Annotated in this window: 21 protein-coding genes and 1 tRNA gene; 12 read left to right on the top strand and 10 right to left on the bottom strand. The window is 65.3% G+C overall.

Annotated features, from left to right (window positions below):
- Positions 1–4: 4 nt before the first annotated feature.
- Positions 5–1,453, bottom strand: a complete 1,449-nt coding sequence (locus tag B8446_RS08105) for an NAD(P)-dependent oxidoreductase (protein WP_048848824.1) — start codon at positions 1,451–1,453, stop codon at positions 5–7.
- A gap of 227 nt (positions 1,454–1,680) precedes the next feature.
- On the bottom strand, positions 1,681–2,580 hold the full coding sequence (locus B8446_RS08100; RefSeq protein ID WP_048848823.1) for a complex I NDUFA9 subunit family protein: 900 nt from the start codon (positions 2,578–2,580) through the stop codon (positions 1,681–1,683).
- Positions 2,581–2,699: 119 nt separating this feature from the next.
- Between B8446_RS08100 and B8446_RS08095 the strand changes: the two genes are divergently transcribed.
- The 8 genes from B8446_RS08095 to B8446_RS08060 all read left to right on the top strand — a co-directional run bounded on the left by B8446_RS08095 (position 2,700) and on the right by B8446_RS08060 (position 10,002).
- Positions 2,700–2,786: transfer RNA gene (locus B8446_RS08095), tRNA-Leu, on the top strand.
- A 63-nt stretch (positions 2,787–2,849) separates the two neighbouring features.
- A complete protein-coding gene (locus tag B8446_RS08090; RefSeq protein WP_048848822.1) occupies positions 2,850–3,494 on the top strand; it encodes a ribonuclease D in 645 nt (214 codons plus the stop codon).
- 102 nt (positions 3,495–3,596) lie between these two features.
- Positions 3,597–4,610, top strand: coding sequence for a KpsF/GutQ family sugar-phosphate isomerase (locus B8446_RS08085; protein ID WP_048848863.1), 1,014 nt, complete (start codon positions 3,597–3,599; stop codon positions 4,608–4,610).
- Entirely contained in the window at positions 4,607–5,383 is a 777-nt protein-coding gene (gene lptC, locus B8446_RS08080; protein WP_241767695.1) for an LPS export ABC transporter periplasmic protein LptC, read from the top strand. Before B8446_RS08085 ends, lptC begins: the two co-directional genes overlap by 4 nt.
- Positions 5,380–6,381 (top strand): LptA/OstA family protein, encoded by a 1,002-nt coding sequence (locus B8446_RS08075; protein ID WP_048848821.1) that lies wholly within the window; start codon positions 5,380–5,382, stop codon positions 6,379–6,381. The genes lptC and B8446_RS08075 overlap by 4 nt, the downstream gene beginning before the upstream one ends.
- On the top strand, positions 6,378–7,205 hold the full coding sequence (gene lptB, locus B8446_RS08070) for an LPS export ABC transporter ATP-binding protein (RefSeq protein WP_241767694.1): 828 nt from the start codon (positions 6,378–6,380) through the stop codon (positions 7,203–7,205). The genes B8446_RS08075 and lptB overlap by 4 nt, the downstream gene beginning before the upstream one ends.
- 30 nt (positions 7,206–7,235) lie before the next feature.
- Complete coding sequence (rpoN, locus tag B8446_RS08065; RefSeq protein WP_048848820.1) at positions 7,236–8,654, top strand: RNA polymerase factor sigma-54; 1,419 nt, start codon at positions 7,236–7,238, stop codon at positions 8,652–8,654.
- Between the two features lie 226 nt (positions 8,655–8,880).
- Positions 8,881–10,002, top strand: a complete 1,122-nt coding sequence (locus B8446_RS08060; RefSeq protein ID WP_048848819.1) for a Gfo/Idh/MocA family protein — start codon at positions 8,881–8,883, stop codon at positions 10,000–10,002.
- Between the two features lie 7 nt (positions 10,003–10,009).
- Here the strand turns inward: B8446_RS08060 and B8446_RS16035 are convergent, their stop codons facing one another.
- The 4 genes from B8446_RS16035 to B8446_RS08040 all read right to left on the bottom strand — a co-directional run bounded on the left by B8446_RS16035 (position 10,010) and on the right by B8446_RS08040 (position 12,086).
- A complete protein-coding gene (locus B8446_RS16035; RefSeq protein ID WP_148505903.1) occupies positions 10,010–10,396 on the bottom strand; it encodes a hypothetical protein in 387 nt (128 codons plus the stop codon).
- Positions 10,397–10,866: 470 nt separating this feature from the next.
- On the bottom strand, positions 10,867–11,232 hold the full coding sequence (locus B8446_RS08050; RefSeq protein WP_048848817.1) for a RidA family protein: 366 nt from the start codon (positions 11,230–11,232) through the stop codon (positions 10,867–10,869).
- Positions 11,232–11,489 (bottom strand): DUF1150 family protein, encoded by a 258-nt coding sequence (locus tag B8446_RS08045; protein ID WP_048848816.1) that lies wholly within the window; start codon positions 11,487–11,489, stop codon positions 11,232–11,234. The genes B8446_RS08050 and B8446_RS08045 overlap by 1 nt, the downstream gene beginning before the upstream one ends.
- 75 nt (positions 11,490–11,564) lie before the next feature.
- Positions 11,565–12,086: an Hsp20 family protein gene (locus B8446_RS08040; protein WP_048848815.1), complete on the bottom strand. Its 522-nt coding sequence runs from the start codon at positions 12,084–12,086 to the stop codon at positions 11,565–11,567.
- 158 nt (positions 12,087–12,244) lie between these two features.
- On the opposite strand from B8446_RS08040, the gene def reads away from it, so the two are divergent.
- From def to truA, 3 genes are read left to right on the top strand one after another with little or no spacing between them, the layout of a single operon-like run.
- Entirely contained in the window at positions 12,245–12,790 is a 546-nt protein-coding gene (gene def, locus B8446_RS08035) for a peptide deformylase (protein ID WP_048848814.1), read from the top strand.
- 3 nt (positions 12,791–12,793) lie between these two features.
- Positions 12,794–13,711, top strand: a complete 918-nt coding sequence (gene fmt / locus B8446_RS08030) for a methionyl-tRNA formyltransferase (protein ID WP_048848813.1) — start codon at positions 12,794–12,796, stop codon at positions 13,709–13,711.
- Positions 13,671–14,486 (top strand): tRNA pseudouridine(38-40) synthase TruA, encoded by an 816-nt coding sequence (truA, locus tag B8446_RS08025; protein WP_048848812.1) that lies wholly within the window; start codon positions 13,671–13,673, stop codon positions 14,484–14,486. Before fmt ends, truA begins: the two co-directional genes overlap by 41 nt.
- A 9-nt stretch (positions 14,487–14,495) precedes the next feature.
- Here truA and B8446_RS08020 read toward each other — a convergent pair whose 3' ends face one another.
- From B8446_RS08020 to dapD, 3 genes are read right to left on the bottom strand one after another with little or no spacing between them, the layout of a single operon-like run.
- Positions 14,496–15,119 (bottom strand): hypothetical protein, encoded by a 624-nt coding sequence (locus B8446_RS08020; RefSeq protein ID WP_048848811.1) that lies wholly within the window; start codon positions 15,117–15,119, stop codon positions 14,496–14,498.
- Positions 15,116–16,246, bottom strand: a complete 1,131-nt coding sequence (dapE, locus tag B8446_RS08015; protein ID WP_048848810.1) for a succinyl-diaminopimelate desuccinylase — start codon at positions 16,244–16,246, stop codon at positions 15,116–15,118. The genes B8446_RS08020 and dapE overlap by 4 nt, the downstream gene beginning before the upstream one ends.
- Before the next feature lie 3 nt (positions 16,247–16,249).
- A complete protein-coding gene (dapD, locus tag B8446_RS08010; protein WP_048848809.1) occupies positions 16,250–17,077 on the bottom strand; it encodes a 2,3,4,5-tetrahydropyridine-2,6-dicarboxylate N-succinyltransferase in 828 nt (275 codons plus the stop codon).
- Positions 17,078–17,206: 129 nt separating this feature from the next.
- Between dapD and B8446_RS08005 the strand changes: the two genes are divergently transcribed.
- Positions 17,207–18,565, top strand: coding sequence for a sensor domain-containing diguanylate cyclase (locus tag B8446_RS08005; protein ID WP_048848808.1), 1,359 nt, complete (start codon positions 17,207–17,209; stop codon positions 18,563–18,565).
- Between the two features lie 30 nt (positions 18,566–18,595).
- Here the strand turns inward: B8446_RS08005 and argB are convergent, their stop codons facing one another.
- On the bottom strand, positions 18,596–19,522 hold the full coding sequence (gene argB, locus B8446_RS08000) for an acetylglutamate kinase (RefSeq protein ID WP_048848807.1): 927 nt from the start codon (positions 19,520–19,522) through the stop codon (positions 18,596–18,598).
- Between the last annotated feature and the right edge of the window lie 14 nt (positions 19,523–19,536).

Raw genomic sequence — 19,536 nt, 5'->3', positions numbered from 1 at the left:
GCTTTCACTCCGCCGCCAGTGTCATTTCGGATTCGGGTGCACCGACCCACGCATCGATTGCATCCGCCGCATCCCGTCCATCGCGGATCGCCCAGACCACGAGGCTCGCGCCACGCACGATATCGCCGCCGGCGAACACGCCCGGAAGGCTGGTCATGAAGCTGTCCCGCGCGATCTTGATCGTGCCCCAGGGCGTCGTCACGAGATCGGGCTGCGCCCACAGCTCGGGCAGGTGCTCCGGCTCGAAGCCGAGCGCCTCGATGACCATGTCGGCCTCGATCACCAGACCCGGGCCGGGCTCGGGCTCGACCGTCTGGCGGCCGGTCGCATCGGGCATGCCGAGCTTCATCCGGCGCGCGCGTACGGCCGAAACACGGTCGTCCCCGAGGAATGCTTCCGGCACGCCGAGCCAGTGGAACACGACGCCTTCGTCCTCCGCATTCGAGACTTCCTGCATCGAGCCGGGCATGTTGGCGCGATCACGGCGATACAGGCACGTCACGGATTTCGCGCCCTGGCGCACAGCCGTTCGCACACAGTCCATCGCCGTATCGCCGCCACCGATCACGACGACTGCCTTGCCCTTCGCATCGAGCGTCCCGTCCTCGAACGCCGGCACGACATCCCCGTACGAACGACGGTTCGAGGCCGTCAGATAGTCCAGCGCGGGTGCGATGCCGCGCAGTCCGGCGCCCGGCATCGGCGCCGTGCGCGCCCGGTAGACGCCTGTCGCCAGGAAAACCGCATCGTGACGCGCACGCAGTTCAGACAGGGAGGTCTGCCCCTCCGCATCGCCGATCTCGGTGTTCAGGTGGAACACCACGCCCTGTTCCTGCAGGAGCGCACCACGGCGCTCCACCACGTGCTTCTCGAGCTTGAAGCTTGGGATGCCGTAGCTCAGAAGGCCGCCGATCCTGTCATAACGGTCATAGACGGCGACCTGGTAGCCACGTGCGCGCAGGCGTTCGGCACAGGCAAGGCCAGCCGGCCCGGCGCCGACGATGCCGACGCTGCGATCACGCTCGGCCTGCGGCAGGTTGGGCGTGACCCACCCGTTCTCGAACGCATTCTCGGTAATGAACCGTTCGACCGCGCCGATGGTGACGCTCTCGAAGCCGCGCTCGATGACGCAGTTGCCTTCGCATAGCCGGTCCTGCGGGCAGATCCGCCCGCAGATCTCGGGAAACGTGTTGGTCGCGGACGACATCAGATAGGCGTCCTGCAGGCGGTTCTCCGCCGTCAGCTTCAACCAGTCCGGGATGTTGTTGCCCAAAGGACAATGGACCGAGCAGAACGGAATACCGCACTGCGAGCACCGCGACGCCTGTTCTTCTGCCCGCTGCAACGCAAAGCCGCGGTAAATCTCGCCGAAATCCTGCGCGCGTTCGGCGGCAGGGCGCTTGTCGGGCATCTCCTGTGGGCGCGTCACGAACTGCAGCATCTTTTCGGCCATCACGGCTTCCCCCGAGATCACGCGCCCGGCCAGGCAGGATTTGCCGGGGGCGAAATGTGTCGGAGGTGAGCTAAACTCCGGGCCTGACGATAAAAAGTCAGCAATGCTGACCTATGATGCGCGAAAGCCATGCAGGGACGACATATCCTTCGCGACCAGAAATGGCATATCGGTCCGATATGAGACTATGTCACCATATTTACATTGTTTTTCAATGTCCTGTGAAATTATTTCAGATAGCCGGGCGCTATGTCGCGCATGGCCTTCGGGGTAATTCCCAGGTCGGATAGCGTCATGGCTCCCGGCTCGACGACGTTGTCGCGGGACAGCATCGAAAGCTGGTCACGCGTGAACAGCTTGCCTGGAAGCCGCTGAAGGATTTCCGCCTGCAGCGTGGCCAGCGCCATCGGCACCTGAAACAGCGGCCGATGACGACCGGTCTCGGCGAGAATGAATTCGATCAGGCCGGTCATCGAGATCACGTCTGGACCGCCGGCTTCCACGGTCCGGCCCTCGGGTGCTGCCGCAAGCGCCACGATGGCGGCAGCCACGTCGTCGACAAACACAGGCTGGAATCGCGTGTTGCCGCAGAACACGGGGATGATGGGCGCGAAACGCGTCATCAGTGCGAACATGTTCAGAAACTTGTCGCCCGGCCCGAAGATGACGGACGGACGGATGATGGCGGCCTCGGGGATGTATTGGCGCGTCAGACGCTCCCCGTCCGCCTTGGTCCGGCCATATGCCGACGGTGACTCGGGCGATGCACCGATTGCAGAGACCTGCACATACCGGGAGATGCCGGCCTTCGCCGCGTGACGCGCGCAGCGGGCGGCGCCATCGGTATTGATGGCCTTGAACGTGGCCTGTCCCTGCTCCGCGAGAATCGAGACCAGATTGATGCCGACGGTCGCACCTTCGAACGCGGCATCCAGCGTGGGACCGTCATCGACCGCCGCATAGACCGGAACGACCTGTCCCGGCGCGCCGAGGCGCCTGACCCGCCCTGCCCTGTCCGGCCTGCGGCTTCCGACACGGACGTGATAGCCCTCCCTGACCAGTCGAGCGACGACAGCCCGACCGACGAACCCCGTCCCTCCAATGACCGTTGCGATGTCCTGCGCCATGTTCCGCGTTCCAGTTCCGGCTTCGTATGAATTTTTGAAAAAGGCGCATTGACGCCTCCGGTATGGGCGGGTAAACGCCGCAACACCCTCCCGGGATGCCAAGTCCCGGTTGCCTCTGAGCCCAGATGGCGGAATTGGTAGACGCGCAGGTTTCAGGTACCTGTGTCCGCAAGGACGTGGAAGTTCGAGTCTTCTTCTGGGCACCAACGATCCTACAAAGCCGGTGCCTCGTGCACCGGCTTTGTCGTTTCTGAAGGTCCGCATCCGTCATGAGCCTGTCTCCACGCATCCATCTGCATGACGGCGATCTGCCGGACGGGCTCGATCTCGGGTCTGTCGTAGCAGTGGATACCGAGGCAATGGGCCTTAACCCGCATCGCGACCGGTTGTGCCTTGTCCAGCTCAGCGCGGGCGACGGTCAGGCGCATCTGGTGCAGATCCGGTCCGAGCGGCTGGGTGGTCGGGGCGCTGACTCTCCGAATCTGAAGGCCCTGCTCTCCGATCCGGCAGTGACGAAGCTGATGCACTTTGCCCGCTTCGATGTCGCATTGCTGCAGCACGCCCTCGGAATCACCGTAGGGCCGACCATCTGCACGAAGATCGCGGCACGGCTGGTCCGGACGTTCACGAGCTATCATGGGCTTGCCCATCTCTGTCGCGAACTGCTCGGCGTGGAGCTTGCGAAACAGCAGCAGACCTCCGACTGGGGCGCGCGGACGCTTTCGCGCGAGCAACTGAACTATGCGGCCTCCGACGTGCTCCACCTCCATGCGCTGTGGGACAAGCTCGAGGCCCTGCTGGTCCGGGAGGACCGTCGCGAGATCGCGCAGGCCTGCTTCGACTTCCTGTCGGCGCGCGCGCGACTGGACATCCTTGGCTATGAAGATCCGGACATCTTCTCGCATCGGGCCTGATTCCGCCCAGACCGCACCGTTGACCGCGACCACCGCGCGTTGGATACATCCCGCATGACCGGGACCGCCCTGCCGCGCGATATCGGGCGCGCTCTTGAAGCCATGCCCATGGCGGATGCGCAGCCCCTGGCTGACGGTCGTCTGGCGGCTGCTCGCGCGACCATTGCCGCCGAATCCGAAGGCCTTCGCGTGCTCGCCGCAGCACTTGGCGATTCGGGCAGCGCGCTGGGCCGGGCCTTCGACAGGGCGTGCGCGACTATCATGGCGGCCGGCGGCCGCGTGGTAGTCAGCGGTATCGGCAAATCGGGCCATATCGGCCGCAAGATCCAGGCCACTCTTGCCTCGACCGGCACACCGTCCCTCTTCGTGCATCCTGCCGAGGCCTCGCATGGCGATCTGGGCATGATCGCGACCGGCGACGTCCTTCTCATGCTCTCGCAATCAGGAGAGACCGCGGAACTCGCCGACGTGCTGGCCCATGCCCATCATCATGGCATTCCCGTCCTGAGCATCACGGGGACAGCGGACTCGACGCTGGCCCGGGCCAGCACGGCCGCCCTCGTCATGCCCGCTGCCGCCGAGGCGTGCCCGATGGGCCTCGCACCGACCACCAGCACGCTGATGCAGCTTGCAATCGGCGATGCCCTCGCCATTGCCTTGCTACATGAGCGTGGGTTCACCGTGGACGCATTCGGCGCATTTCACCCGGGCGGCCGTCTGGGCGCACGCCTGCGCAGTGTCGCAAGCCTGATGCATACGGGCGCGGCATTGCCGCTCGGCACGCCGGACGATCTCCTGCCGGACGTCATTCTCGAGATGACGCGCAAGGCGTTCGGCTGCATCGGCATTGTGGACGAGACGGGCCGTCTCGTCGGGCTGATCACCGATGCCGACCTGCGCCGCGCACTGGACCGCGACCTGCGGCACACGCGCGCGCGAGACGTCATGAACCACAGTCCCGTCACGACGACGCCGGACGCGCTCGCGCGCGAGGCGCTCCTGACCATGAACGTGCGCAGCAAGCCGATCACCAGCCTGTTCGCGCTTGCGCCGAGCGGACGGCCCGTCGGCATCCTGCATCTGCATGACCTTCTGCGCGCAGGTGTCGCAGCGTGAGCGACCCCAATGCACCGCGTGGCGACGGTCCGCCCCAGCGCGATGATTTTGCCCGCGATGCGGACCGCACGCGCGAATTCCGCGAGGCGATGGAACGCCATGCGCGAAACCGCAATGTGCCCACTTCGGTCGATCTCGCGCGACGCCGCTCCCTTGTCGCGCTGGCGAAGTGGGCCTTGCCCGTGACAGCGGCGCTTCTGCTCGGATCGATCGCGGCGTGGCCCGAAATTGCGCATCTCATCAGCATGAACCGCGCCGCCGTGCGCGAGCTCGCCCATCTGCGCGTTGAAAGCGGCAACATGGAAGGCGCGGTCTATCGCGGCCTCGATGCCCACGGCCGGCCGTACATGATCACGGCGCAGACCACGCACCAGATCGGCGACGACCGGTTCAATCTCGTGAAGCCCGTGGGAGACACGGTCCTGTCCGGCGGAGGCTGGGCCGAAGTCAGGGCCGATCACGGCGTCTTCATGCAGCATGAACAGGCACTCGATCTGTCCGGACACGTCGTGGTCTATCGTGATGACGGGACGATCATGAGCGGCCCAACCGCCGATCTTGACCTGCGCCGGGGGATCATCGCCTCCAATGACTGGGTCCATGTCGAGGGACCATTTGGCATGCTCGACGCACAGGGCTATTTTCTCGACCAGCGGGCGGGTATCTCCCAGTTCACGGGCCCTGTCCGCCTGATCCGTAATGACGACGCCGCGACCGGCGGATCGGCGGATCATACGCAGGCCGCGCAGACGCCGGCCGGAAAGGGAACATGAACCGCACCGCGCGCCTCCTGTCGCTTACCCTGACCTGCGGTCTGCCTGCGCCGGGGATCGCCTTCGCGCAGGCAATCGACATGTCACACGGTCAGCAGGTCAATATCAGCAATGCCGGATCGACGGACTGGAACCGGGACGCACAGACCGTCACGTTCAACGACCAGGCTCGGGCAGTCCGCGGGGACGTCACGGTCGATGCCGACCAGTTGATCGCCTTCCTGCGCAAGAAGGCGCCGCCGCCGGGTCAACCCGTGACACCGCCGGCCGATGCCGGCAAGCAGGACGGACAGGGCAGCGACCCGATGGGCGGAGGATCGCAGGAGATCTATCGTCTGCAGGCCATAGGCCACGTCCATATCTATACGCCGACGGACCAGGGCTTCGGCGACAAGGCTGTCTATGACATCGACCAGGCGACGCTGGTCATGACGGGACATGCGCTGAAACTGGTGACGCCGCAGGATGTGCTGACCGCGCGAGACGTCATGGAATATCATTCCAACGAGCACATGTCCGTCGGCCGTGGCAACGCGACCGTGACGACGAATGACGGCCGCCGGATTCTGGCGGACGTGCTGGTGGGATATTCGAAGCCCGACCAGCAGCCGGCCCAGCCCGGCGCGCCCGCACCGGTCAAGCCGGCCAATGCGCCCGATCCGCTGTCGTCCGGTTCGTCGAAGCTTGAGAAGGTCTATGCGTGGGGCCATGTATTCATCCGCACGCCGACCGAGACCGTGGTCGGCGATCGCGGCGTCTACATTCCCGACACCTCGATCGCCCGCGTCCTCGGCCACGTGAAGATCACGCGCGGCCAGAACCAGATCAACGGCGCGGCCGCGATCGTGAACATGAAGGCGGGACTCGCCACCATGACGCAGGCTCCGGGCGCGCGCGTCGAGGGTCTCGTGGTTCCGAATGAGACGAGCGGCAGCGATGCATCCGCCCCGGGCGGCAAGCCGGCCACGTCGACACCGTCCGAAAGGCCCGCACGATGAGTGAAGACACCGTCGTCGAAATCGATCGTCGCCAGACAATCCATCTCGGCTCGACAGGCGACCTTGCCGCGAGCGCCGGGGAGACGGCAGGCCCTGCGTTCACCGAGGGGTTGATCGCGCACGGTATCGGCAAGACCTACAAGAAGCGCCCCGTCGTGCAGAACGTCTCGATCCAGGTGCAGCGCGGCGAAGCGGTCGGGCTGCTCGGCCCGAACGGCGCCGGCAAGACCACGAGCTTCTATATGATCGTGGGGCTCGTGCAGCCCGATACAGGTTCGATCACGCTGGACGGCGCCGACATCACCCAGCTTCCGATGTACAGGCGCGCGCGGCTGGGGATCGGCTACCTCCCTCAGGAGGCCAGCATCTTCCGCGGTCTCAACGTCGAACAGAACATTCTCGCGGCGCTCGAGGTCATCGAGCCTGATGCCGAACGGCGCGAAGTCATGCTCGACGGGCTGCTGGCCGAATTCGGCATCTCGCATCTGCGGCGCTCGCCTTCTCTTTCGCTGTCGGGCGGCGAACGGCGGCGTCTGGAGATTGCGCGTGCCCTGGCAAGCCAGCCGCACTACATCCTGCTCGACGAACCGCTGGCCGGCATCGATCCGATCGCGGTCGGGGAAATCCGCGATCTGGTGTCGCATCTGAAGGATCGCGGCATCGGTGTGCTGATTACCGATCATAACGTGCGCGAAACGCTGGAAGTCATCGACCGAGCCTATATCATGCATGGCGGGCAGGTCCTGATGGAAGGCATGCCGGAAGAGATCGTCGCCAACGAGGACGTCCGCCGTGTCTATCTCGGAGAAAACTTCTCGCTCTGATCATGGGCACCCGGGCAAGTCCGGCTGACGATGCTCGCGCCGTCACTCGATCTTCGCCAGTCCACGTCCCTCGTCATGACGCCGCAGCTGCGTCAGGCGATCGCTCTCCTGCAGTCCACGAATCTCGAGGCGGCGGCCTTTCTCGCCGAGCAGGCCGAGGCCAATCCGCTACTCGAGCTGACCTATGACGATCTGGCGGCGACCGGCGACTCCAGTCCGGCTGAGTTCGATGCCGCGACCGTCGACATGGCGCTCTCGGATGGCGCGGCGCCCGATGCTGCGACATTCTCGCAATCCGATATCGACGACGCGCCTTATGACGTCAGGGCAGCCGGTCCGGGCGGCGCCGATGTCGAGGTCGACGACCGGCCCGAAGCCGGAGCGCCCGGTCCCTCCCTGCGCACGCGTCTTGCCGAGCAGATCGCGCTCACGTTTTCGGATGTGCGCCCGCGCCTGATTGCAAGCCATCTTCTGGCGCTTCTGGATGAAGCCGGACGCCTCCCTCACACGCCCGACGAAATGGCGGAATCCTTGGGGATCACGCGCGACGAGCTGGAAGCGGTCCGCACGACGCTGATGCAGCTCGAACCCTGCGGCGTGTTCGCAACGACACTCGCCGAGTGTCTGGAGGCGCAGCTTCGGGCCGTGAACCGCTTCGACCCGGCCATGGCCGCCTTGCTGGCGAATCTGGATCTTCTCGCCGCGCGCGATCTCCCTGCCCTCCGTCGCGTCTGTAACGTCGATACCGAGGACATGGCGGAGATGATCGCGGAGTTGCGCGCGCTCGACCCCAAACCCGGATTCGAGCCGGATTCGGCTCCGATCGCGATCGTGCCCGATGTCTGGGTGAAGGCGCATGGAGGCAGCTTCCGCGTGGCACTCAACAGCGCCACCCTGCCCCGTGTGCGCCTGAACGAAGAGTTGCGATCGTCCCTCGCGCGCGACAGGACCGCCCGCAGCTATCTGACGGAACGTGCGGCGAGTGCGGCCTGGGTCGTGAAATCGATCGAGAGCCGCACGAACAGCCTGCTCGCCGTTACCCGCGCGATCGTCGCCCGACAGGAAGCCTTCCTGCGCGACGGTGTCACCGCCCTGCGTCCCATGACGCTGCGCGAGATTGCCGAGGACACGGCGCTGCATGAAAGCACGGTCTCACGCGTCACGGCCAACAAATATGCTGCAACGCCACGCGGCACGATCGCCCTGCGGTTCTTCTTTTCGGTGTCCCTCGGAGCCGGCGCGGATGGACACAGCGCGGAAGCGATCCGTCATCGCATCCGCACGATGATCGAGCGTGAACCACCCGACGGCATCCTGTCCGACGATGCGATCTCCGACATCCTGCGCAAGGACGGGATCGAGATCATGCGCCGGACGGTCGCGAAATACCGCGAGGCCATGGGTCTGCCGACCTCGGCCCAACGCAAGCGCGAGAAACGGAAGCGCTGATCAGCGTCCGGCCACCGGCCAGTCGGCCTTCGGGGCCGATACGCTTTGGCGATGTGCGGATGGATCTCCGGCGTCCTTCGAAACCGATGATCGGGCCCCCTGTCTGACCGCGGGAATGTGTCCGGAGATTGACTGGGAGTCGGCAATATCCAAGCCCTCGGCGCAACCACGGGTAAACGGGGCTCGTTGGTTTCCTTGAAACTGGTTTTCTGAAGGAAGCGTCGTCATGCCGCACACACCTGGCTCCATCGTCCGTTACGCCGTGGTCGGCGGCGGCCAGATCTCGCAACAGGCTTTCATGCCGGGCATCTCTCAGGCGACGAACTCCCAACTTGCCGCGCTCGTCACTGGCGACCCCGTCAAGGCTCGTGACCTCGCCGCGAAATACGATATTCCCGGGCACGGATATGAAGATCTGCCCAAGCTGCTCGCTTCCGACGATATCGACGCTTACTATCTCGCGACGCCTAACGCGCTGCATCCGCAGCTTGCAATCCCGATCCTGGAAGCGGGCCGGCATTTGCTTCTGGAAAAGGCCATGGCCGCAAGCGTGGCCGACTGCGAAGCGATCATGGCGGCTCAACGCCGGGGCGGCGGGAAACTGATGGTGGCCTATCGGCTGCATTGCGAACCGGGCACGCTGGAAATGATCGAGCGCGTTCGCCGTGGCGATTTCGGCGATCCGCTGTTCTTCAATGCATCCTTCGGACAGAATTTCGCCGAAGCCAACCATCGTGGCCATTCCGGTTACTGGTCAGGCCCGGTCCCGGATTCCGGCACCTATCCGCTGAACGCCGTGCGCAACCTGTTCGGGGCGGAGCCGGTCGAGGTGAGCGCCATCGGACGGAAGACACCGGGACGTGGCTTCAACTTCGATGACACGGTGTCAGTCAGCCTGAAGTTCGAAGACGGTCGCCTCGCGCACTTCCTGACGAGCTACGCCTGCGCACCCGTCGAGGAGTTCACGCTGGTCGGCACGAAGGGCAAGATCGAAGCGGGTCCCTGCTTCATGTTCGGCCCGAAGATCGGCATTACGTACGAGGCCACGATCGACGGCAATACGACGACGCATCGCGCCGACCCGGTTGAGCAGTTCGGTGGCGAGATCGCATATTTCTCCGACTGCATCCTGCATGACCACGAGCCCGAGCCCAACGGCGAGGAAGGAATGCTGGACGTGCGCGTACTGGAAGCTATCGAACGCGCGCTGGAAACCGGACAGCCGCAGACACTCGCGCCCTATACGAGAAAGGTTCGTCCCCAGATGGATCAGGTGCGGCGCCTGCCGACGGTGCCGGAACCCGACCCGTCCGAGATGATCAGCATCGTGCCACAGTCACCTCAATAAAGCCGTTTCATCGGCGCCATTCTGTCTTGAGATCGAACGGAACAACCAGATCGATCTGCGGAATGGCGCGATTGCTTGAGAAGACAGCATCGCGGGAGAAATCCTGTGGCCGGAAGGTGTAATGATCCGGCGCATGGCTGCCACTGACCGCGAGGTCGCGACTGGCACCGTTCTCTCGGATGCTGAAACGCGCACCGGGCGCGAGTGTGATAATAAGCCGGTGCGCGTCGGGAATCAGAAGCGCTCCGATAAAGCCGATGACGTTTTCTGAGGATGCGTCGAATTCGCCCAGCCAGTACCGAGCGGTCTCATCTTTGAAGGTCGGCTGTTCCGGTGGGTGGACATGAAACACGAAGCGGAGCCGGATCCGCTCACCCTTCGCAAGCGGCGCCATGACGGACGGGTTTTCCATCCATAATGCGTCATCTCGCGGAAAAACCATCTCGTCACCCTGCTGCCTGAAAAGCGGGACATTGCCGCTTTTCGTGGCAAGATACGGCATAGCCCTCTGAATCGGACGGTCGCCGGGCTCCAGCACTCCGGTCAGGCCGAAAGACAGGTCCGGTCGATCCTTTTCAGGGATTGCAGCAAAACGCCGGAACAGCCGCGCCGTCTGCCGGTAATCACCTACCTTGACCGGCCGGACACCGTTGACGGCAATATCTTCAGGCACGGCAATTGCGGAATGCGAGGCAAGGAATGCAACGCAGACCGTCAGAAGGGCACGTGTCACAAGTCCGGACATCAGGAAGCGTATGCTTTCAGCGTGCGCAGCCATGCGCGTAATGGCTGGCTGCTTGCCACCTCATGGACACAGGGCCTTGGCTCCCCCCGGGTTTCAGGCCCCGTGCGAGCCTTCCGCCCTCAGGCCAGTGCAGCGACCGCCGTCATTTCGACACGCCAGCGTGGATCGGCCAGCTTCGCCTCGACCGTCGCCCGAGCCGGCTTGTGGGCAGGATTGAGCCACGCATCCCAGGCACGGTTCATGGCCCCGATATCGCCAATCTCCCGCAGGAAAATCTGCACCGAGATCAGGCGTGTCTTGTCCGTTCCGGCTTCAGCCAGAAGGGCGTCGATCTGCGCCAGAATGTCGGCGGTCTGCCCTTCCGCGTCCAGATCGGCGTTGTCGGCAACCTGACCCGCAAGATGGATCAGGCCGCCGTGAACGACGGCCCCCGCCAGCCGCTCTTCCAGTGCCAGCCGGCGGATGGTGCCTTGTGCATCGGCCATCAATGGACGAGCGCCGGAATCATTTCATGTTCGACAATCGCGCCGAGCGCGGTCTCTTCATCGCCGGCGACGGCCATCGGCGTGCCATCGGCCGCGTGGATGGCAAAGGCGATTTCGCCGTCCACGAGGACGGATTTGACGTAGGCCAGTTTCGACAGGCCGAGATTGCGCAACTCACCATCGCTGATGCGACGCAGATCGGCCGGCATTTCGTCTGCGGCAGCGCCATTCAGACGGTCCAGAAACGGATTGCCCATGATGGGTCTCCCTGAATTCGATAGCGGCAAGCCGGCATGCGCCCGATCGGCCCGTAGGCCGGCTCCCGTGATGGATTATTCCTCGTCGATCTCGCGCACGGTCCGTGCGCGACGCGGACGCGGGACATCGAGGGTCGGCCCGGGCTGCGACAGATCCCGGGTGGTATGGTTCGAGGGCTGCGGCTCGCGGCCCCGGCTGATCTCGATCCGCTTGACGCGAACCTCGGGCTCCGGCCGGTGCAGGTCGATATGCAAAAGCCCGTTGTCGAGCCATGCTCCGCCGACCTCGATCCCTTCCGCCAGCACGAAGGCCTTCTGAAACTGCCTCGCCGCGATCCCGCGATGCAGGAAGATCCGGCCCTGGCTGTCATCGGTCTGGCGACCACGGATGACGAGCTGGTTATCTTCCTGTGTGATCTGCAGATCGTCCATGACGAAGCCCGCGACCGCCAGCGTAATTCGAAGCGCGGTCTGGCTGATTTGTTCGATGTTGTAGGGCGGATAGCCGTCGGATGCGGTTTTCGAGGCACGCTCGAGCATCTGCTCCAGATGGTCGAAGCCGAGAAACATGGGGGACGTAAACAACCTGCCTGACACGAAGGCCTCCTCAGGGAGCGAGACGGACGTTCGAGCCCAGGGGAACAAGCGGCACCCGAACGTTTCGCTACAGGATATGGGCCTAACGTGGCCCGATGCAAGCAAGGCTGGTGCCGTACGTCTGGCGCCCGGCGCCCTCAATCGCTACATCGCACCCTATGACCAGCCTCGATTTCCTCTCGCGCGTGGATGATATCACGCCCACGCCGATTCTGATCGCGCCGCACCCTGTTCTCAAGCGGGCCACGCGCGACGTGCGCCCGGAAGACATGGCGCAGATCCGCGACGCCCTCCCGGGCATGTTCTCGGCCATGTACAAGGCGCCGGGCATCGGCCTCGCCGCCCCCCAGGTGGGTCTGGGACTCCGCTTCGCCCTGATCGACCTGTCCGAAGGCGACGTGCGGGACCCGATGATCCTCATCAATCCCGAGATCATCGAGGAATCGGAAACGCTGGCAAGCCGCGAGGAAGGATGCCTCTCGCTGCCCAACCAGTATGCCGAAGTGATACGCCCGGAGGCCATCCGCATGCGCTACCGGACACTCGACGGCACGACCGAAGAATGCGAGGCGTCCGACCTGCTGGCGACCTGCATCCAGCATGAGCTCGACCATCTGGATGGCGTGCTGTTCGTCGATCATCTCTCCTCGCTCAAGCGCAACATGATCATGCGGCGCCTGGCGAAAGAGCAGCGCGGGAAATAGCCCGTGCGCCTCGTGTTCATGGGCACGCCGGATTTCGCCGTGCCCGCGCTCGTCAGCCTGCACGACGCGGGCCATGAGATCGTCTGCGTCTACACGCAGCCCCCGCGACCTGCCGGACGCGGCAAGGCCCTGCGCCCCTCGCCCGTCCAGGTCGAGGCCGAACGACGCGGTCTGCCGGTCCGCTCGCCTGTGCGCGTGCGCCGGGATGTGGCCGAACACGAGGCGTTCGCGAACCTGAACGCCGATGCCGCCGTCGTTGCGGCCTACGGATTGCTGCTGCCCAAGGCGATGCTGGACGCCCCGAAGCTGGGCTGCCTCAACATCCATGCGAGCCTGCTGCCTCGCTGGCGCGGCGCCTCGCCGATCCATGCGGCCGTGCTGGCCGGCGATGCCCGAAGCGGCGTGTCGATCATGCGGATGGACGAGGGGCTCGACACGGGCGACGTGCTGGCCGAAGCGGCCGTCGACCTCTCGGCCGATGAGACGGCGCAGAGTCTGCATGACCGGCTCGGCCCGCTCGGCGCGGCCCTGATCACGCAGGTGCTGTCCGGACCGCTACCGGAGGCGAAACCCCAGCCCGAAGAGGGTGCGACCTACGCGCCGAAGCTGACCCGGGAGACCGGCCATATCGACTGGACGCGCGATGCTCACACGATTGAACGACAGGTCCGTGGCCTGACGCCGTGGCCCGGCACGTTCACTACGCTGGAGGGCGACGTGCTCAAAATCGGCGGTGTATCCCTGGTGAGCGGCGCCCATGATGCATCGCCGGGAACCGTGCTGGACGACGCGCTGCTCGTCGCCTGCGGAGAGGATGCGCTCCGTCTCGAACGCTTGCAGCGACCGGGTCGTGCAATGATGGACCGCGCGACGTTCCTGCATGGCGCAACGCTGCCGAAAGGCGCCCGTCTCGGTGAGTGATGCGCCCGTGACCTGGGCCGTCCGGCTGGAATATGACGGCGGCGGCTATGTCGGCTGGCAGAAACAGGCCAATGGCGTCTCGATCCAGGGGCTTCTCGAAGAGGCAGCGAGCCGGATCGCAGGCGGTCGACCCGTTCCCAGCATCACGGCCGGACGCACCGACGCTGGCGTTCACGCAGGTGGACAGGTGATCCAGCTCGATTTTCCGTCCGGCTTTGATCGGGACGCGCGGCAGGTGCGCGACGGGATCAATTTTCACCTCAAGCCGCATCCGATCGTCGTGCTTGACGCCGCACTGGCGGCACCCGGCTGGAACGCCCGGTTCTCGGCCATCCGCCGCCGCTATCGCTATCGCATCCTCAACCGCCCCGCCCGCCCGGCGCTCGACGCGGGTCAGGTCTGGCACGTCAAGCGGCCGCTGGACGCACAGGCGATGCATGAAGGCGCGCAGCATCTGCTGGGACGTCACGATTTCTCGTCATTCCGCGCCGCATCCTGCCAGGCCAACTCCCCGATGCGCACGCTGGACCGGCTGGACGTCGCCCGCAACGGCGACATCGTGTCGATCGAGGCCGACGCGAGGTCTTTCCTCCATCATCAGGTGCGCAACATGGTCGGATCGCTACAGCTGGTCGGCTGGGGGGCATGGACGCCTGCGGACACGCGCACGGCCCTTGAGGCGTGCGACCGCAGCAAGGCAGGCCCCACGGCCCCGCCGGATGGCCTGGCGCTGATCGGCGTGGATTATCCGGACGACCCGTTCGCAGCGACCTGAGTGCGTTGATCAGCCCGGCGGCGAGAAGAGATCGCCCATCGCGTTGTAGTAAGGCGGCAACACGGCAGCGATCGCGTAGAGCGCCACCATGGCCAGCACGGTCGCAAGCACGACGATGGCCGCACGCCCCGGCCCGACGATGAGTCCCACGCGCGCAATGAACCAGGCGAGCCAGAGGTCATAGGCCTGCAGGCCGAGCATGATCCCGGTTCCGACGGCGCGGCTTTCCGCAAGATCCGGCGCCATGGCGTGCAGCAGGAAAAAGGCGATGATGATCAATGCCTGAACAAGCCAGGACGCCCAAAGCGAGGCCGTGGCGAAGCGTAGCCATAGTCCCTGCCGGTTCCAGCGCTGCGCCAGGATTTGCGACACGACCGGCCTGACCAGTAGGACACACAGCAGCAACAGCAGGCGAACGGCCTCGATCGCGGTCCCATGGCGCGCGATCAGGGCAAACGCCCCGACGCCGATCAGCGCGACATATGGCGCAAGCGCCGACATCAGCGCGTCCATGGTCGCGCCGAAACAGTTCAGTCCTTCGGCCCGTCCGCGCCCCAGCAGCAGAACGCCCTGAAAGACGCTGGCGATCGGGCCGCCGGGCCCGGGGATGGTTTGGCGAGGTTCCTGGTTCACAATCCGAATCTCTGCATGAAATCCAGATAGATGTCATCAAGGGCTGCAAGGTTTGCGAGACTGACGTGCTCGTCCACCTGATGCATGCTGGCGCCGACGAGCCCGAATTCCGCCACGGGAAACATGGTGGAAATGAAACGCGCGTCGGACGTTCCACCGCCGGTATCGAGGCGCGGCGTCCGCCCCGTGATCGCTGCTACCGATTCGACGAGCCGGGTAACCGCCGAGCCAGGCTCGGTCACGAAGGCCTCGCCGCTGATCGCGATCTCGGCGCGGCACCCTGTGCCATGCCGGGCGCAGACGTCGCGGATCCACGACGCTAGTTCCTCGCCCCGATGCGCGTCGTTGAAGCGGATGTTCAGGCGCGCACCTGCCTCCTGCGGAATGACGTTATGCGCTGCATTGCCGACATCGATGCTCGTGACCTGCAGGGACGACGGCTCGAACCATTCGGTGCCTGCATCAAGCGTGCGCGCGCGCAGTTCTGACAGGACGTCCATGAGACGATGCACGGGATTATCGGCCCGATCAGGATAGGCGACGTGGCCTTGCCGCCCCTCGACCGCGATGCGGGCATTCAGGCTGCCGCGCCGGCCGATCTTGATGACCTCGCCGAGTTCCCGGGGATTGGTCGGCTCACCCAACAGGCAGAAATCCGGCGCCTCGCCATGCGCGCGCATCCATTCCAGCACCTCTCGCGTGCCGTGCCGGGCCGGCCCCTCCTCGTCCCCCGTGATCAGCAGGCTGACGCTGCCCCGGAGCGGACGCTGGGCCAGCAGACGCGCGACTGCCGCCACGAACGCTGCGATGCCGCCCTTCATGTCGCAGGCGCCGCGTCCATACAGCAGGCCGTCGCGCACGTCGCCCGCAAACGGGTCGCTCGACCACGAAGCGGTCATGCCTTCCGGCACGACGTCCGTGTGCCCCGCGAAACACAGATGCGGCCCGCCCGTGCCAAGGCGGGCATAAAGATTGTGGATCGGCTCCGGCCCGAACGGAAGAAGCGTGACAGTGAACCCCAGGCGCTCCAGTGCGTCCGCGAGCACGGCCTGCGCGCCCGCGTCGCGCGGCGTGACCGACGGGCAGCGCAGGAGGTCGCGAGCGAGCGCGAGCGCGGACAGGTCCAAGGCTCAGTCCCGCAGCAGGTCGTTGATCGAGGTCTTCAACCGCGTCTGCTCGTCCACACGCTTGACGATCACGGCACAGGCCAGGGACGGTCCGCCATCCTTGCCCGGCAGGGTTCCCGGAACGACGACCGAATAGGCCGGGACGCGCCCGCGATGGATCTCGCCCGTCGCGCGATCGACGATCTTCGTGGACGCGCCGATGAACACGCCCATCGAGAGCACGGCCCCACGTTCGATCACGACGCCCTCGGCCACTTCCGACCGCGCACCGATGAAGCAGTCGTCCTCGATGATGACCGGACCCGCCTGAAGCGGCTCGAGCACCCCACCGATCCCGGCGCCGCCGCTGATGTGGCAGTTGCGCCCGATCTGCGCACAGGAGCCGACCGTCGCCCAGGTATCGATCATCGTTCCCGAATCGACGCGCGCGCCGACATTGACGAAGCTCGGCATCAGAACGACGCCCGGGGCGACATAGGCGCTGCGCCGCACGACGGCACCCGGCACGACGCGGAAACCGGCGGCGTCAAAGCGCGCCTTGTCCCAGCCTGCGAACTTGAGCGGCACCTTGTCGAAGCCCGGAGCCCCACCGGCCGCGCCTTCGAGCGGCACGCTGTCCTCGAGCCGGAACGACAGCAGCACGGCCTTCTTGAGCCATTGATGCACGACCCAGCCATTCGCTCCCGGCTCGGCGACACGGAACGTCCCCGCGTCGAGCCCGGCGAGCGCGGCTTCCACCGCCTCGCGCGCCTCGCCGGTGGTCGCGGACGAAAGGGATGTGCGGTCCTCCCAAAGCGCGTCGATTGTGGCTTCAAGAGCGGCGGTCGTCATGGTGGTCTGTCCTTCGCGGGCACTGGTCTGTCGATATGGCGGGGACCATGCGGATGACGTATCCCGCTGTCAACGAATCGCCATGCGATATGCACGCTTCGTTAAGGCTTTGGGCTGCATGCTGCGCCGATGATGCCGCAGACCGAAACAACGCTGCCCCCTGCCCCGGCTACCGGCTCAGGCGGCCATGCTGCATGGCGCGGCGTAGCCACCGCCGCACTGGATGCCGTGTTCGAGACTGATGCGGACGGACGCCTGACGAGTGTTGCGCCACGACATGTGCTCGGCCGGGACACGCGATCGCTTCTGGGGCAACCCCTGGGTACCATGTGGAACACGGCGTCCGATGATCGTCCGCAGGCGGGACGAACCCCCGTACGACGCGTCGTGCATGGTGCCGATCACGCCGGGCGTCCTGTCGATCTTCTGCTGACCTATACACCGCACCAGAACGCTGATGGCCTGTTCAGCGGCGTTCGGGGCGGGCTTATCATCATCGGAGACGAGGTCGCGCCGGGGGCGCAGGCCATCCGCCAGCCGGATGCGCCGACGTTGCGACGCGTGGTGGAAGCATTGCGTGCGGCACTCGTGCCTCGAATCGGCATCCTCGCCGCATTCGACATGCTGGCGCAGGAGATCGGCGCGGACGGCGGCGCACTTGTCAGCACCGGGCCTCTGTCGCCGCATGAACCGAGTCCGATCGACGGCGCGTTCCAGATCCTCCATCGCTTCGGCACGTGGAATGATCATAGCGAGCGGCTCGCAGCAAAGCTCGAACCCAGCACGCGAACAGGCGCGCTCCGGCGGCGCGAAGATCGCTTCGATTTCCTGCTCGCACGCGAGCGCGTCCGTCTCTTCGGGCAGATCGGCCTGCTGTTCTGGAGGTCTGCGGACAAGCCGTGGTCAGCGGGCGACGGCGCGTTGTGTGCAGCTGTGACATCGACATTCAGCGCGCTCATCGAACTCGACGGCGTCCACCGCAACCTTCTGCGCGAGGCGCATTTCGATCCCGGATACAACGTCCTGACCTGGGCCGGCTTCCGCTCGGAGGTCGGGCGCCGGACTGCCCGCCTCGATCGCGAGCACCTGTCCGCAACACTCATGCTGGTTGCGATCGAAGGCCTGTCCGCGCTCGTCTCATCCCTCGGCTTCGCCGACGGAGAGGATGCCATACGGCAATGCATCGAGTTGCTTCGTGCTGCCGTGCGTCCGACGGATCTCGTCGCGCGCATCGGCAGCGATACGTTTGCACTCTGGATGGACGGCGGCGACCGGTTTGCCGCAGCCGAGCGGGCGGAACGCATGTGTATTCACGGCGCGCCGATCATCCTCGATCCGCCGCACCATCTGTCTGTCTCGATGGGGCTCGTCACGCGTGAAGCCGAAACGACGGAGCCGATCGAAGTCTTTCTGGAGCGCGCAAGCCTGGCTTTGAGATCCGCGCGGGACAACGGCGGCGGCTGGCTCTTTTCGCATGACGCGCCGTAGCCGGCTGGCGTTCCGGGCAGACCGGGGCGTTCAGGTGCCCCGGATCAACGTCCCGGGGCCGGCATGCGTGAACAGCTCCAGCAGACAGGCATGCGGCACCCGGCCGTCGAGTATGACGGCGGCCTTGGCACCATCACGCACCGCGGCAAGGCACGTCTCAACCTTCGGGATCATGCCCCCGGTGATCTGTCCGGCCTCGATCCGGCGAACTGCTTCTTCTGCTGTCAGTTCCGGAATCAGGCGCCGGTTCTCATCCAGAACGCCTGGAACATCCGTCAACATCAGCAACCGGCTTGCCTGTGTCGCCCCGGCAATGGCGCCAGCCGCCGTATCTGCATTGATGTTGTAGGTCTCGCCACCTTCACCAACGCCGATTGGTGCAATTACGGGGATCAGCCCCGATCCCAGCAGAGCGTATAGCACGCGCGCATCCACGCGATCAGGCGTGCCGACAAATCCAAGGTCGACCGTGCGCTCGACGCCGGTGGCAGGGTCACGAACCTGCTTGAGAAGGCGCTTGGCCCGGATCAGTCCGCCGTCCTTGCCGGAAATGCCAACAGCCAGAGCGCCGGCCCCGTTGACCAGGGCCGCGACCTGCTTGTTCACGCTGCCCGACAGGACCATTTCGATGACGTCGACCATTGCGGCGTCAGTTACCCGAAGCCCTTCGACAAACTCGGACGTGATATCGAGCCGCTTGAGCATCGCGTTGATCTGCGGACCGCCGCCATGCACGATGATCGGGTTGACGCCGACCAGTTTGAGCAGCGCGATATCGTGGCCAAAGGCCTCGGACAGTTCGCCGTCACCCATCGCGTGACCGCCGTATTTCACGACGATCGTGTCACCGGTGTATCGACGGAGAAAAGGCAGGGCGCCGGCCAGAATCTCGGCCTGCTTGCGGGCCTTCACCAGCAGGTCTTCCGGTGGCGACAGCGTGTCTTCGTCAGCCGACATCGTCACAAGGTTCC

It is taken from the genome of Tanticharoenia sakaeratensis NBRC 103193 (assembly GCF_000963885.1).
In the GTDB taxonomy this organism is placed as follows: domain Bacteria; phylum Pseudomonadota; class Alphaproteobacteria; order Acetobacterales; family Acetobacteraceae; genus Tanticharoenia; species Tanticharoenia sakaeratensis.
The sequence above is the reverse complement of the archived record's forward strand: the minus strand, read 5'-3'. Positions and strand labels throughout refer to the sequence as shown.

Coding starts and splice junctions, on each gene's coding strand:
- B8446_RS08105 (WP_048848824.1), bottom strand. CDS start 1,453: ATGGCCGAAAAGATGCTGCAGTTCGTGACGCGCCCACAGGAGATGCCC.
- B8446_RS08100 (WP_048848823.1), bottom strand. CDS start 2,580: ATGGCGCAGGACATCGCAACGGTCATTGGAGGGACGGGGTTCGTCGGT.
- B8446_RS08090 (WP_048848822.1), top strand. CDS start 2,850: ATGAGCCTGTCTCCACGCATCCATCTGCATGACGGCGATCTGCCGGAC.
- B8446_RS08085 (WP_048848863.1), top strand. CDS start 3,597: ATGCCCATGGCGGATGCGCAGCCCCTGGCTGACGGTCGTCTGGCGGCT.
- B8446_RS08075 (WP_048848821.1), top strand. CDS start 5,380: ATGAACCGCACCGCGCGCCTCCTGTCGCTTACCCTGACCTGCGGTCTG.
- lptB (WP_241767694.1), top strand. CDS start 6,378: ATGAGTGAAGACACCGTCGTCGAAATCGATCGTCGCCAGACAATCCAT.
- rpoN (WP_048848820.1), top strand. CDS start 7,236: ATGCTCGCGCCGTCACTCGATCTTCGCCAGTCCACGTCCCTCGTCATG.
- B8446_RS08060 (WP_048848819.1), top strand. CDS start 8,881: ATGCCGCACACACCTGGCTCCATCGTCCGTTACGCCGTGGTCGGCGGC.
- B8446_RS16035 (WP_148505903.1), bottom strand. CDS start 10,396: ATGGCGCCGCTTGCGAAGGGTGAGCGGATCCGGCTCCGCTTCGTGTTT.
- B8446_RS08050 (WP_048848817.1), bottom strand. CDS start 11,232: ATGGCCGATGCACAAGGCACCATCCGCCGGCTGGCACTGGAAGAGCGG.
- B8446_RS08045 (WP_048848816.1), bottom strand. CDS start 11,489: ATGGGCAATCCGTTTCTGGACCGTCTGAATGGCGCTGCCGCAGACGAA.
- def (WP_048848814.1), top strand. CDS start 12,245: ATGACCAGCCTCGATTTCCTCTCGCGCGTGGATGATATCACGCCCACG.
- truA (WP_048848812.1), top strand. CDS start 13,671: ATGGCGCAACGCTGCCGAAAGGCGCCCGTCTCGGTGAGTGATGCGCCC.
- dapD (WP_048848809.1), bottom strand. CDS start 17,077: ATGACGACCGCCGCTCTTGAAGCCACAATCGACGCGCTTTGGGAGGAC.
- B8446_RS08005 (WP_048848808.1), top strand. CDS start 17,207: ATGATGCCGCAGACCGAAACAACGCTGCCCCCTGCCCCGGCTACCGGC.
- argB (WP_048848807.1), bottom strand. CDS start 19,522: ATGTCGGCTGACGAAGACACGCTGTCGCCACCGGAAGACCTGCTGGTG.